This window comes from Staphylococcus piscifermentans (genome assembly GCF_900186985.1).
Lineage (GTDB): Bacteria > Bacillota > Bacilli > Staphylococcales > Staphylococcaceae > Staphylococcus > Staphylococcus piscifermentans.
Genome location: NZ_LT906447.1, coordinates 475,513 through 489,813, shown reverse-complemented (window position 1 = coordinate 489,813; position 14,301 = coordinate 475,513). Strand labels below are relative to the sequence as shown.

Sequence of the window (14,301 nt, the reverse complement as noted above, 5' to 3'; positions counted from 1 at the left end):
GTTTAATAAGTAACTTTTTGAGGAATAAAACTTCTAGTACGGCAGAATTCTTTTCAGTCACAAATTTATTTCGACAAGGGGGTAGGCGAATGCCTAAGAAATTATTTAGTGTAGATTTGAATAAAAAAATGGATCAACAGGCTCATCCTGGACATAATCGGTGGCATCCAGATATTCCAGCAGTCTTTTCAGTAGACCCAGGAGAGTCTTTCCGTATGGAATGTTTAGACTGGACAGATGGTCAAGTCGGCAACAATGACGATCCAAGTGATATTAAATATGTGAATTTGAACCGTGTTCATGTATTAAGCGGTCCAGTTCATGTCAATGGTGTTGAACCCGGCGACTTATTAGTGGTAGATATCTTAGATATTGGAGCTTTTCCTGAACATGAATGGGGATTCAACGGTATCTTTGATAAAACAAATGGCGGCAGTTTCTTAGTTGACCATTATCCTGATGCTCAGAAATCTATTTGGGATTTCAATGGTATCTACGCGACGAGCCGTCATGTACCTGGCGTCGAGTTCGTAGGATTAATTCATCCAGGTTTAATCGGAGTCGCTCCTTCGCAAGAAATGTTGGATGAATGGAATCGTCGCGAACAAGCTTTAGTCGATACTGACCCGAATCGTGAACCTGTATTAGCCAATTTACCGGAAGAAGATGCGGTAGTGCTTGGTTCTTTAAAAGGCAAAGACTTTGATCGTGTCGCTAAAGAAGGTGCGAGAACCGTTCCACCTAGAGAGAACGGCGGTAATTGCGATATTAAGAACTTGTCGAAAGGGTCCCGAATTTATTTCCCTGTATTTGTAGATGGTGCGAAATTATCTGTCGGTGACTTGCATTTTTCACAAGGCGATGGCGAGATTACTTTCTGTGGCGGTATTGAAATGCCCGGATGGATTGATTTACGTGTCAACGTGATTAAAAATGGCATGGAAAAATATCAAATTAAACAAAACCCTGCTTTCAAACCTGGTCCAGTAATGCCGAATTATACAGATTATATTGTATTTGAAGGTATTTCAGTTGATGAATTCAGCGGTAAACAGCAATATTTAGATGCGAATACTGCCTATCGCAATGCTTGTTTGAACGCAATTGAATTCTTAAAGACACGTGGTTTTACTGGGGAACAAGCGTACATGTTATTAGGCACAGCTCCTGTACAAGGTACTGTTGCCGGAATTGTAGACGTTCCTAACGCTTGTTGTACAATTGCAATCCCACGTGAAATATTTAACGATGATATCGTGCCAAGTTTGGAGCCAGATGAGTAATGCCAAACTACACATACGCATGTCCAAACCACGGGGAATTTACGTTGAATCAATCCATGAACGCAGACCACGACTCGGCAGTTTGCCCGAACTGCAGTACAACTTCTAATCGAGTGTTTGTCCCTTTTCACACCTATCAACTCGATTCTAAGTTGAAAAAGAAAATAGAGTCTGGAGCTGAGCCGAAAGTAGTGAAGCGAGAAAATCTTCCGCTTCAACAAAAGCAAAAAACAAATCAGAGACCATGGATGGTATAAATGCTGAAAGCCCGTCTGTCAAAGTTGCGCATTTCATCCATGTTCTCACCTCTAAAACCCATGTGTAACTGAAAAAATACCAACGAATATTCTTGCCCTAGTTATTCGTTGGATGTCCTTGAAGGGATGGGTCAGAAATAATATTATCGTCCCACCCCTACTCTGTGAACTGAATTCTCTGTTTACTTCGTTCTTATCAGCCCTATAGAACAAGTAAATTAATAAAAAGACTAGATTGAGATTACCCTCCTCAATCTGGCAATGCGATATTCAACCTATTTTCATAAATATTAAACTAAATTGCACTTAATTAAAACCCACACTATTGAAGATGTAAAGAGTGCAAAAACACTAAATGATTAGGCAATCCTATTCCTTTGGCGAACATTAGTAATATCGCTCATGTGAAGATGTGCCACAGATTTCCTACCCCTTCTTTGTGGTAAGATCTCATGAGTGTGTGATTTAGAAGACTTACGCTTGCCCGGCGTAAGTCTTTCCTTTTGTCTTAAAACTCAATATTCGGAACATATAATCGTCTCGTATGATCTACCGTTTCCCCATTTAAAATTTGTGTAATTTCCTCTTTCCAGGAAGACGGCGTATAATCGCTTGCAAGCAACTCACGCAGTTTTTTTGCATTATCGGTGTGATGATAAAGGACATCATTCATTTCTGCTATGGTCCACTCTGCACACGGTCGCTCTATTAATTGGAAAACATCATGCTGTTGAATATTCCCTTCCTTTAATACTCGGAAATACCACCCTGTACGTCCTGTTGCTTGAATTCGATTGCCCCATTCAATCCAGCGTACGCGTCTCCCTGGCTTCCAACATGGTCTGCGAGGTTGAGAAACTTGGACAATTACTTCTCTGACTTGATAAATGTCACCTATACAAACGGTAGTTTCATCCATATCAATGACCGAAACATTTTCCCCGTTTAATCCAGCTTCAAACTGGATAGCAGGATATTCAGCTGCCCACTTTTCATAATGACTTTTACTATACGCATACAAGGCTTTTTCGGGGCCTCCATGGTGCTTCTTATCACCTACATCGTCGCCTTCTAAACCAGTTTCTGTTAAAAAAACAGCTTTTGTGGTCGGCTTTTTAAAAGCTGCTGTTGTCCATTCTTGATCTAGACGATTTTCAGCGTGCGGCTCACCTATTTTTTGAATGCCCCCTATGAATAATTGATCAATTTTACTCACACATTTCACCCTCTCTCAACGTTATTATAGCGACTTTTTGAAGAATTTTTAAAGGTAAGCGTTTTCTTGAGTTTTTTTGATGTAAAGTATTTGCGAAATCAATAATTTTTTTCCATACTAGAGGTGTGAAATAGATAAAGCAAAATGCGGAAAGAGGAGTGTCAATAAATGAACCAAGAACAATTTGACAAAATTAAAAATGGTAAAGGATTTATCGCAGCATTAGACCAAAGCGGTGGTAGTACTCCAAAAGCGCTAAAAGATTACGGCGTTGAAGAAAATGAATACTCTAACGATGAAGAAATGTTCAACTTAGTACACGAAATGCGTACTCGTATCATTACTTCACCTGCATTTAACGGAGATAAAATCTTAGGTGCGATTCTTTTCGAACAAACTATGGACCGTGAAGTTGAGGGCAAATACACTGGTGCATATTTAGCAGATAAAGGTATCGTTCCATTCTTGAAAGTCGACAAAGGGTTAGCTGAAGAAACTGACGGCGTTCAATTAATGAAACCTATCCCAGATTTAGACAAATTATTAGATCGTGCGAACGAACGTGGTATCTTCGGTACTAAAATGCGTTCTAATATCTTAGAAAATAATAAAGAAGCAATTGAAAAAGTTGTTAAACAACAATTTGAAGTTGCTAAAGAAATTATCGCAGCTGGTTTAGTACCAATTATCGAACCTGAAGTTAACATCCATGCTAAAGATAAAGAAGCTATCGAAGCTAACTTAGCTGAAGCAATCAAAGCTGAATTAGATAACTTGAAAAAAGATCAATATGTAATGTTGAAATTAACTATTCCAACTAAAGTGAATGCTTATAGTGAATTAATTGAACATCCACAAGTTATCCGTGTGGTTGCATTATCAGGTGGTTACAGCCGTGACGAAGCAAACAAAATCTTGAAACAAAATGACGGATTAATCGCAAGCTTCTCTCGTGCATTAGTATCTGACTTGAACGTTAAACAATCAGATGAAGAATTTAATAAAGGTTTACAAGAAGCAATCGATTCAATCTTCGATGCTTCAGTAAACAAAGCATAATTTAAGGTTATGTTATTAAGCGAGCTCCTATGCGGGGCTCGTTTTTTGATGCGGGTATTTTTCATGCTTCATTACTTGCAATATCAGATAATTCTTATGTCATCAAAATATATTTAAATAATCTTCGAGTTGTGAAGCCTTGTATTTCTTCGCTAACTAGTGTTATAATCTACGTAACAACAATTATTTGCATATATGCACCAATCCCCTCACTACCGGTAATAGTGAGGGGATTTTTTGATGCGGCTTATTGTCGCTTTCTATTTATTACGTTTACTACTAAGCCAATAAGTAAAGTATGCAACTACACAGCCACTGATGACTGGCGCAATGATGTGTACAACTATTATTTGCATATTCAGCACCTCCTTCCGTCGAAATTATCGCCGGAAGTAAAAGCGACTTCAATATTATATCATCAATGAATGTACAAATACATCTATTACTGACAAGATGAATTATTTCTATTTTATTTTCAAACACGCTACATAAACAAACTTGACTCCACTACGAGCCAGGCTACATAATCTAAATTGTATTTTCAAAATTATACATTTTAGCGAATACACCCTCATTTATTTTTAATAATTCATTTTTGGTACCCTCTTCAATAATTTCCCCTTTATCTAATACTATAATTTTATCAGCATTTTCAATAGTCTTAAGTCTATGAGCAACTACTATAACTGTTTTATCTTTCACTAACTTTGTAAGAGCTTTCTGGACCTCATACTCATTTAATGAATCTAAAGAGGCACTTATTTCATCTAAAATTAAGATTGGTGCATTTTTCAGAAAAGCACGTGCAATCGATAATCTTTGACGTTCTCCTCCTGATAATCTTGAACCATTTTCTCCTATTTTCGTTTGGTAGCCTTCTGGTAGTTGTTGAATAAACTCATTACATCTTGCCATTTCAGCTGCTTGAATCACTTCTTCGTCAGAAGCACCTTGATTACCTATTCTAATATTTTCCATAATTGTTGTATTAAAGAGTGTTACATCTTGAAAAACGACTGATATCTTCTCATAGAACGCAGACGGTGATAAATTTTCAAGTTTATATTTTCCAAAATAAATTGTTCCACTATTATATTCATAAAGCTTTGCTAATACGCGGAGCAAAGTTGTTTTACCTGAACCTGAAGCTCCCACAATAGCAGTAATTTTATTCTCTTCGACTACAAAGTTGAGATTTTTTAAAATTGTATTCTCGTTATATGCAAAGGTTAAGTTTTGTATAGTGAAAGTTGTATCTTTATTATCAGGCTTCTCAGTTCCTTTTATTTCAGGTTCATTTAATAATTCATTAATTCTATTGATTCTTACTTTAACATAACGAGATATAGCTGATAATTCGTAGATTTGTATTATCAACGAATACAACCTGCTAAAGGAAATTAAGAAAATAACCAATAATACAAAAGAAATTTTATGCATTGCATAGTAATAAGAAGTTGTAATAATTACAATACCTATTCCTGAAGTTAATAAAATATTAACTAATCCTTGTGATATAACGCCGGGAATCTCAGTCTTCATATGCATTTTTTCTTGTGATTTTAATAACTTTTTAATTTTATCTAAAGCTTTTTCTTTTTGATTTAATAGACGTGTTTCCTTTATCATTTCAATCTGTTCTTGATATTGCTCACTTTGATAAGTCAACGTATTTAAATAACTTTGATAAGCATGAATCTCGTGTTTTTTAGAAACTAGAAATACAATATATGAGAGTGGAATAACTAAGGAACACAGAAGAGTTATAGTAAGATTTAATGTTGATAAACCAATTAAAAAAAGTACAATAATCGGTAGTAACCCTGTTATTTTAGGTAAAGCATGAGATAAAAACATTTCTAAATCGCCAATATCATTTAATAAAATATTGCTCGTTTCAGCAGCAGATTTTCTAGAAAAATAAGAAACTGGCAACTTGTAGAGTTTTTCAGCAATATTCATTCGTGTATTTTCACTTTCTTTATAGGTATTAATAAAGTTGCTAGAATAACTCAAATAATTAAAAATGTACATCAAAATAATGATGATTGCAGCTGAAATTAAGTAAGTCTGCCATCGAATAGCATTATAATTCGAGTCGTTTATAAACATATCTAACTCGTATAAAAAATAGATAAACAAAACCATTGGAAGCATATTACAAATATTATTCAACAGTTCAAAAATAACTGATATAATATAATTCTTTGCGCCTTGATCTGACAGGGCAAATTTATTTTTAATATAATTAATCATTAAGACTCACCTAACTTCCATGTCTTAGTTTGTCTATATCTTTCAAACATTGTTTTATACATACCGTCCTCTAACAAGAGTTCTTGATGAGAACCTTTTTGTGTAATATTTCCTTGATTCATGACAAGGACTTGTTGCGCCATTTTAACTAGATTTAGCTTATGAGAAATAATGACCACAGTTTTTTCTTTCACTAGTTCTTCTAGGATACATTGAATTTTATATTCATTAACCGGATCAATCGAAGCGGTCACTTCATCTACAATTAAAAATTCAGTATCCCTTAATAGTGCTCTACATAACACTAGACGCTGTATTTCTCCTCCTGATAATTTCACATGTTGTCCACCAATTACAGTATTCAATCCTTCAGGCAACTTTTCTACGATATCTTGGCATTGTGCTTTTTGCATAGCCTTCTCAATATCCTTGTCAGTAATATTTTCGTTTGCGAGTTTTAAATTATCGTAAATAGATAAATTATATAATTTCATCCCTTGAAAAACATAGGTCATATAATTCATATAATCAACTTCGTTAATATCTTTTAACTCTCGGTCGCCTATTTTGATACTTCCTTCATAATTACCGTACATCTTACTAAGCACTTTAGCTATAGTAGACTTTCCAGAACCCGATGAACCAACAATTGCTACGATACTTTTAGCAGGTATAGAAAAATTAATATCTTTTAAAGCATATTTATCGCTATCATAAGTAAAACTTAAATCTTTTACCTCTATATTTCCTTCTATTTTTTTATTTAATCTTTCATTAAATTGATTAAAGTTATAATTACTGAATATATTTTCCACTTCGCCCACTATCTGAATAGCCAAGGAAACATTTTCACCCGTGTTCATAATTTTAGACAGAAATAACACAATTTGCCCACTTATAAGTATTGTAAAGATAATCGAAACGTAAAATTGGTTGAAGTCAGGAGAATGTTCAATAAAGGGCAATGTTACCAATAATATTAAGATACTGATTCCATGTAGTAGAATCTGATTAAATACATAAGGAACTCTTGCTGAGAATGCATAATTTGTAGCCCACCTACTATAATCTCCTACACTTTTTTTGAAATTTAAAAATCTCTTAAATGAAGCATTGAAGATTTTTATTACTTGTATCCCACGAATATATTCAGTACCATCTGAAATCATCTGATTTAATGAATTTAAGAATTTTTTCATATTATTGACTTTTCCTACCATCAAATAAATTAAGAATAGAGCTACCAATATCATAACCAACATAATCAGCCCCATCACCCAATTAATGGTAAATAAAAAGGTTAAAATAATAATTGGAGAAATTAAAATTCCTACTAAATCAGGTAAATTATGTGCTATAAAAACATGTGTTTTAGCGGCATTGTCATCAATAGTTTTACGGATTGTTCCAGACTGATTATCATCAAAAAAAGCTAATTCAATATTCATTAACTTATCAATTCCATAGTTCCGTATATTTCTCTCTACGCCGAATGCACTAATATGACTTAAATATAAAGAAATAAAATATATAATTACACCGATTATAATTGCACTACTCGCTAAAAGCCCATACTTTACTGCTTCGATTTCTTCATTATTCACAATATTCATCAGCATTTTATAAATACTGTAATAAGGTATGAGCATCGCCACTACGCTTAAAGCTGAAAATATCAATGATAATAAAATGTACTTTTTGTATCCACCCATATATCTATACAAAGTTTTAATATTATTCAATTTTAAATTCACTTCCTTTAAAATAAAGGGTTGCTTTCGATACAGCATTATAATTTAGTTCAAATTGATCGCTGACTCGGCCATTTTCAATTACCACTACTTCATTTGCTAATCTTAGAAGAAAATCATAATCGTGAGTAATAAGCAGTACAGTGAATTTCTTGTTTTTCATAAGTTTCTTAATTACTTCTACGATACGAATCATATTAAAATAATCTAATCCGCTAGTAGGTTCATCTAATATCAGTATTTCACTTTGTGCGATTACCCCTTCTCCAATAGCAACTCTTTGTTTTTCTCCGCCTGACAAATTTTGGGGATTCATTTCCTGATTAATTTCTAAATTTAATTCTTTCAATAGTTGCGTTGATTCACGTTCAAAATCTTCACATTTTTTACTGCAAATTTCCCATTCACTTAATACAGTGTTAGCTGATAATTGATTATTTACATCTTGAAAAACCATGAATACTTCTTTTGCTATCAAACTTCTTGTATTTAAGAAAAAGAACTTACGTAAATAATTCTTCTCTAGTCCTGCTAAATATTTAGCTAAGGTGCTCTTTCCGCATCCATTATTACCGATTAAAGCAGTTACTTTACCTTTTGGAATTTTGAGGAAAGGTATATCTAATATGTTATCTTCAGTATATTTATATTTAAATTTGATATTTTCAAATTCAATATAATCATTTGAATGATTTTCCTCATTATTATCGATAGTAAGTACAGGTGCCCAAGGGCTTCTTAGGCCTGCTTCATTAAATTGCTTATTAGTCATCGTTGCAACTTCATTATGGGTCAATATATTCGTAATCTCTCCGTTTTCTAATATAATTAATTGATCCAACAAATTTATTAAATATGACAGTCTATGTTCTGCCACAATAATAGTTTTTCCTTCTCTTTTCCATACAGTAATGAGTTCTTTTATTTTTTGAATAGCTTGAAAATCTAAATTAGCAGTCGGTTCATCAAGAAGAATAATGTCATGAGATAATATAGAAATCGAAGCACATGCTATAATTTGTTTTTGTCCTCCCGATAATTTTGAAAGATTTTTATTTAAAAGGTGACTAATATTCATTTTTTCTGAACACTTCTCAATTTGCTCTCTTATTAATACAGGGTCCATCCCGTTATTTTCTGATTCAAAAGCTAATTCATTAGTTGAATTCATACAGAAAAATTGAGCTTTAGGATTTTGAAAGACAGTGCCAGTAATCATGGAGATATCACTAAATGTTAGTTCACGAATATCTTTTTCATTAATTGTGACGTTCCCTTCTATAGTTCCCGGAATAAAATGAGGGATTAATCCATTTAATATTTTTAATAAGGTCGTCTTACCGCAACCTGATTTTCCTGCTAGAACAATTAGTTTTCCACTTTCTATTTGTAAATTAATATTTTTAAGTATCTTTTGGCCTTCTTGATATGAAAAATTCACATTATTTAACTTAATCATAATTTAACCTCACATAATTAAATTAAAATACATCAATACAATAGCAATCCCTAAAACTGCATAATCAATAAATTTCAGCTTTAGTTGGATAATGGAAGTTCTCGTATTGTTAATGTCTAAACCTCTTGTTAACACTGACATCGTTAAATCATTGGAAATTCGTAAAGCACTATGAATAATAGGTACAAGTTGGGATATAACCGGCCAAGTTATAATATAAGAATTTGTGAAATTAGATTTCATTTTATTTGCACTTTTAATATAATGACGTTCTTCAATTAGAGTCGGTATAAATCTGAACATAATTGCTATTGAAATAATTAAACCTCTCGGCAACTTTAATAAATCTAATCCTCTTATAAATTTATCTACGGTTAAAGTGTTAATGATAAAATAACCCATCAATATAGAAGGTAAAAATCTGGTAACAATATTCGAAACAACATACCCGATTAATGTATACATATTAGAAGTTATCAGACCTATTTTAATCTCATAGAGCCAACTTAAAAGTAAAATAATAAAAGCTAAACTACTCATTATCCACTTTTTAATCCAAAACAAAAGAAACACAGGTATTAAAATTACGACTAATCTATAATAAATCCCTGGTTCTTCAATTTTCCCAATCATTGAAGCAATAGAGATAATAAGACTTAATATTAAACATGTTCGAGGATCTAAAAAAATTTTATTTTCATTAGCAGTCCACATTTCAATTCACCAAATTGGTAAAATGTTTTTTCAACAGACCTCTCGATATCCAAGCTCCAATAGCTGCACCGATTACACAGACTAAGATTAAAACCGGAATCATTTCATAAGAAAATAACGAACTGATAGCAGTAACGTAATCTTTACCATAACCTTTTTCTAATTGTTTAAAATAATTTTCTCTAACAAAGAAGAAAGGTGCAAACCCTCCTAAAACCCACAATGAGAAAACACAATAGCCGCTTAATAAATTTATCCACTTTTTATAACTGCCTAGTTTCATAATCCAATCGCCAATGATTCCTGCTGGCAACGATATTAATATGCCAAACCAAGGATGACCAGTCACAAGCATGAAAAGAGTTAGTATCACGGCTGTAATCGAAAGTACTCCAAATTTTCTGGTTTTAGAAATTAATATAAATATAGGTAAAGCGCATGCTAATCCTATAGCACCTGGATAAATAAAGAGTAATATCGGGATGAAACCCATCATACCTACTATCATAAAGATAACAATATAGATAGCAGTAAATACTCCGATATTAATGTAATCTTTAACGTTAATTTTTTCATTTTGCATGAAAGTTACCTCCTTTAGATAACAGTGTAATCTTAAAGGTTAAAAAAATAAGATAACATTGTTATCTATTAGTCAAAAATAAATGAGAATCAATCTCATTTATGATTATAGACTTAACTTTTTTAATTAGCAAGACTTTTTATATTCATAAAATTAAACCAACCTGGCAACACAAAATCATGTAAATCAGTAGATAATTCCTTTGTTTTTTCCCTACTAAACTGATGTCGCAAAACATCTAACATTGCCGCAAAATAAGCATAAGTATAAAAATGAACTTTCTCTTTGTTGAGTGGTTCTGAATTAGGGAAAAGGACCTTATAAAATTTATGAGTATTTTCTTCGCTGTACTGCGTTACTTTTTCAAGCATATTCTCATATTTTGTACCTTGAGCATTAAAAAATAATAAAGTAAACACATCATAGTTATCATAAAATAAATCAATAAAGACATACATTTCATCATTATTATCCGCCCATTTTTTTACCACATCTTGTTTAGTATTAAATTCAAAAAAGTCAGTATATCTATTTTGGTAGGCTTCTTTCAGTTTAATGATGAGGGGCATAACAATTTCTTCAAAAATTTCCTCTTTATTTTTAAAATGTTTATAAAAAGCTCCTGTAGTCACTTCTGCATCGCGACAAATCTGTCTTAACTTTGTTTGTTCAAATCCACTTTCTAAAAAGTTTTTCAAACTCACATCCAACAATTTTTTATGGGTTTCTTCATAATTACGTGTAATAGCCAATTAATTTAATTCCTTTCGATTAAAGCTTATCTTAAATATACCCTATTTCCTCACTAGAGAAAAACCTGACTCAACTTTGAGCCAGGTTTCTACCTTCATTTCTCTACTAAATAGCGATATACATCATCACGTACGGGTGTATCCATAGCGAGATGCATGGTTACTACATTTTTACCGTCTGGCATTTGTGCATCTTCAGCGGTACCTTCCATATAGCAGGCGGTTCCTAAATAATAGAAATTTTTGCCATCTGCATCTTCTTTTTTCACAAACATATACATCGGTGTTTCTAATTCTTGATGATGAATTACATTCTGAACTTCAGGTGATTTCAACGAACGATTAGAACGTGTGAACCATTTTAGCTCGTCTTGATTTAGGAATTCATCTTCATAAGCCGTAGTTTCACTAATATCTTCTTTTTTATGATACGTAATGAAGACAGGCAATGTTTGATATTTCTGTTTATAACCATAAACAGTTGCAGATTCATCATTTTGCCAATTCATGATGCGCACAAAATCTTTTCGTGAGTATTTCTGATAGAGTTGTAAGCTATTACTATTATGATAATGATTGATGTGTTTATAATGTGCAAGTTGCATCAAATCATCCAAATGCGCCCGAAATGCTTTATTTTGCATATTCTTTTTAAAGTGTTCGCTCAATTGAATTTGTTTGCCTTGATGTTTGATATTGATGATAGGTGGACCGTAATGTTTATCCGTTCCTTTTTTAAAGAAAGATTGATCGAGTATTCTCAAACTTGTTTGCACGTCCGCTTCACTAATCTCACTATCTCTTGCTTGCAGCTTTGTCACTAAACTTTCGAAGCTCTCATCTTGTTCTGCTAACACTTCAATCGTCATATAATCCTAACTCTTCAAGCCTTGCGCCAGCTCTTTGGACATGAAGGTCAAATTCTTAGAGGCACTCTCAGAGATGCGCGGTGTCACTTGAGCTTTCTTTTCTAAAAAGATTTCGTAATTCGCGAATTTCGACAACAGCACGTCTGGATCTAGGGAGTTCTGTTCGATAAAGTCCATCAGGGTCGGTGTTCTGCCGATACGGTTCTTCACGTTCTGATAAGCTTCTACAATCATTTTCATTTCGTTCAGGGTGGCGCTTTGTATGGATTCGAAGACTTTCTTCTTGGCGACCTCTTCGAAATTGATAGTCGAAACGCCTCTTAGTGGTGCGTTATCTGTCAAGAATTTGCGGTAATTGTCTTTGTTGTGTGAATGGTCGCCTGACAACGCAATCGGAATCAAATAATTGTTCTTGTAGTTGCCGATGAAATCAATGACGGTCACGTAATCTTTGTTAGGACTTTTACGCAGGCCGCGTCCGAGTTGCTGGACAAAAATAATGCTGGATTGTGTACCTCTTAACATGACGACTTGGTTGATTTCTGGGATGTCGATACCTTCATTGAAGAGGTCAACGGTGATGATGTAATTAATTTCTCCGTCTTTAAGCTGTTGAATCACGGTATTTCGGCGTTGCTGTGAATCTGAACCGGTCAATGCAGTCGTTGCTATCCCTTGCTGCGTGAGTTTTTCGGCAAGTTCTACCGCTTCATGTTTGCGGCTGACAAAGATTAAGCCTTTCAGCACGTCCCCGGAATAACCGTAATAGCGCGTTCGGTCTAGGATATATTTCACCCGTTCATCTGAAGTCAAATACCGCAACTGACTATTATCATCCACTACCATTCCGTCTTGTACATAGTCGGAAACGCCAAAATAATGAAATGGACAGAGGATTTCACTTTCCAATGCTTTTTGCAGGCGAATTTCATAAGCGACATTATAATTGAATTGTTCGAAGATATTCAAATCATCGGTACGTTCTGGCGTCGCTGTCATACCCAGCATAAATTGCGGTTTGAAATAATGGAAGATGCGTTGATAGGTATCGGCGGCTGAACGATGTGCTTCGTCAAAGACAATATAGTCGAAACTTGCCGGATCAAATTGCGAATAAATATGTGCTTTAGATAATGTCTGCACGGTCGCAAATAAATATTTCGCATCCATATCTTTGTGCTGTCCGGATAATTTGCCGAAAGCTGAAGCGGGTTCTGTGGCCAAGACTTTCTGATAAGCCCGCATTGCGTCATTCAAGATAGTTTCGCTATGCACGACGAAAAGAAAACGTTCAGGTTCTGCTTGTCGCACGTCGAGAGCAGACATAATCGTCTTCCCTGTTCCGGTTGCTGAGATAATCAGTGCGCGGTCCTCTCCTCGTGCACGTACATTACTCAAAGATTGCAATGCCTCGACTTGCATTAAGTTAGGTTCAATCTGTGTCGCATCATCCACGCGATTAATCAAATCAGTTTGCAATCGGCTGTCTTCAAATACACGTTGCACGGCTTGCGGCTGATACACTTCGCGATAATGCGCAATCCAATCTGGTGTTAAGGGCGTGCTTTGTTCCCATAAGTCCGTGAATTGATGTTTTACACGATGCACTAAATCTCCATTTTGATGAGTAGAAAAAAGAATATTATGTTCGTAATTCACTTTAAGTGCGTTGGAAGTTAAATTTGAACTGCCAACGATTAACGATGAAAATTGATCATGTTCGAAAATATATCCTTTTGCATGAAATCCTGGCACTTCTGTTAAACGGACCTCAACATTTTTCAGTTTCAATAATTCTTCATACATTTTTGGTGTATTGAATCCGAGGTAGTTCGAAGTCAGTATTTTACCTTTGACTCCTTTTTGAGCGAGGTCATAAAGATGTGCTTTTAAGCTCGCTAAACCGCTTTCCGTAATAAAAGCGACTGAAATCATAAATGATTGGCATTTTTGCAATTCATCAATGACCGTCGATAATACATTTTCTTCTGCGTTATTAATTAACAGTTTCGGGACATGGTGACCTTGATGCACAATGGAACGGTCGATAAATCCTTTATGCAAGGAATATTTCAAATCATCGATAGCATTTTCCATAGGCC

At 34.2% G+C, this 14,301-nt stretch carries 11 protein-coding genes and 1 pseudogene; 3 read left to right on the top strand and 9 right to left on the bottom strand.

What is annotated here, in order from left to right; genetic code table 11:
* Positions 1-89 precede the first annotated feature (89 nt).
* Both fmdA and CKV71_RS01925 read left to right on the top strand, forming a co-directional pair.
* Positions 90-1,283, top strand: a complete 1,194-nt coding sequence (gene fmdA / locus CKV71_RS01930) for a formamidase (RefSeq protein ID WP_095103246.1) — start codon at positions 90-92, stop codon at positions 1,281-1,283.
* Entirely contained in the window at positions 1,283-1,540 is a 258-nt protein-coding gene (locus CKV71_RS01925) for a zinc ribbon domain-containing protein (RefSeq protein WP_095103242.1), read from the top strand. Before fmdA ends, CKV71_RS01925 begins: the two co-directional genes overlap by 1 nt.
* A 508-nt stretch (positions 1,541-2,048) precedes the next feature.
* Here CKV71_RS01925 and CKV71_RS01920 read toward each other — a convergent pair.
* Positions 2,049-2,756, bottom strand: a complete 708-nt coding sequence (locus CKV71_RS01920) for an MOSC domain-containing protein (protein ID WP_095103240.1) — start codon at positions 2,754-2,756, stop codon at positions 2,049-2,051.
* 168 nt (positions 2,757-2,924) lie between these two features.
* On the opposite strand from CKV71_RS01920, the gene CKV71_RS01915 reads away from it, so the two are divergent.
* A complete protein-coding gene (locus tag CKV71_RS01915; RefSeq protein WP_095103238.1) occupies positions 2,925-3,815 on the top strand; it encodes a fructose bisphosphate aldolase in 891 nt (296 codons plus the stop codon).
* A 260-nt stretch (positions 3,816-4,075) separates the two neighbouring features.
* Here the strand turns inward: CKV71_RS01915 and CKV71_RS12390 are convergent, their stop codons facing one another.
* The 8 genes and pseudogenes from CKV71_RS12390 to CKV71_RS01880 form a co-directional block, all read right to left on the bottom strand.
* The gene (locus CKV71_RS12390; protein ID WP_126557852.1) at positions 4,076-4,171 is read right to left on the bottom strand and encodes a type I toxin-antitoxin system Fst family toxin; all 96 of its coding nucleotides are present in this window, start codon (positions 4,169-4,171) and stop codon (positions 4,076-4,078) included.
* Positions 4,172-4,343: 172 nt separating this feature from the next.
* The gene (locus tag CKV71_RS01910) at positions 4,344-6,071 is read right to left on the bottom strand and encodes an ABC transporter ATP-binding protein (protein WP_095103236.1); all 1,728 of its coding nucleotides are present in this window, start codon (positions 6,069-6,071) and stop codon (positions 4,344-4,346) included.
* Positions 6,071-7,813, bottom strand: coding sequence for an ABC transporter ATP-binding protein (locus tag CKV71_RS01905; protein WP_167376358.1), 1,743 nt, complete (start codon positions 7,811-7,813; stop codon positions 6,071-6,073). Before CKV71_RS01905 ends, CKV71_RS01910 begins: the two co-directional genes overlap by 1 nt.
* Complete coding sequence (locus tag CKV71_RS01900; RefSeq protein ID WP_095103232.1) at positions 7,806-9,281, bottom strand: ABC transporter ATP-binding protein; 1,476 nt, start codon at positions 9,279-9,281, stop codon at positions 7,806-7,808. The genes CKV71_RS01905 and CKV71_RS01900 overlap by 8 nt, the downstream gene beginning before the upstream one ends.
* Positions 9,282-9,290: 9 nt before the next feature.
* Complete coding sequence (locus tag CKV71_RS01895) at positions 9,291-9,995, bottom strand: energy-coupling factor transporter transmembrane component T (protein ID WP_095103230.1); 705 nt, start codon at positions 9,993-9,995, stop codon at positions 9,291-9,293.
* 1 nt (position 9,996) lies between these two features.
* On the bottom strand, positions 9,997-10,578 hold the full coding sequence (locus CKV71_RS01890) for an MptD family putative ECF transporter S component (RefSeq protein ID WP_095103228.1): 582 nt from the start codon (positions 10,576-10,578) through the stop codon (positions 9,997-9,999).
* 122 nt (positions 10,579-10,700) lie between these two features.
* Positions 10,701-11,330, bottom strand: a complete 630-nt coding sequence (locus CKV71_RS01885; RefSeq protein ID WP_095103227.1) for a TetR/AcrR family transcriptional regulator — start codon at positions 11,328-11,330, stop codon at positions 10,701-10,703.
* 95 nt (positions 11,331-11,425) lie between these two features.
* Positions 11,426-14,296: pseudogene (locus tag CKV71_RS01880) on the bottom strand (DUF3427 domain-containing protein).
* Between the last annotated feature and the right edge of the window lie 5 nt (positions 14,297-14,301).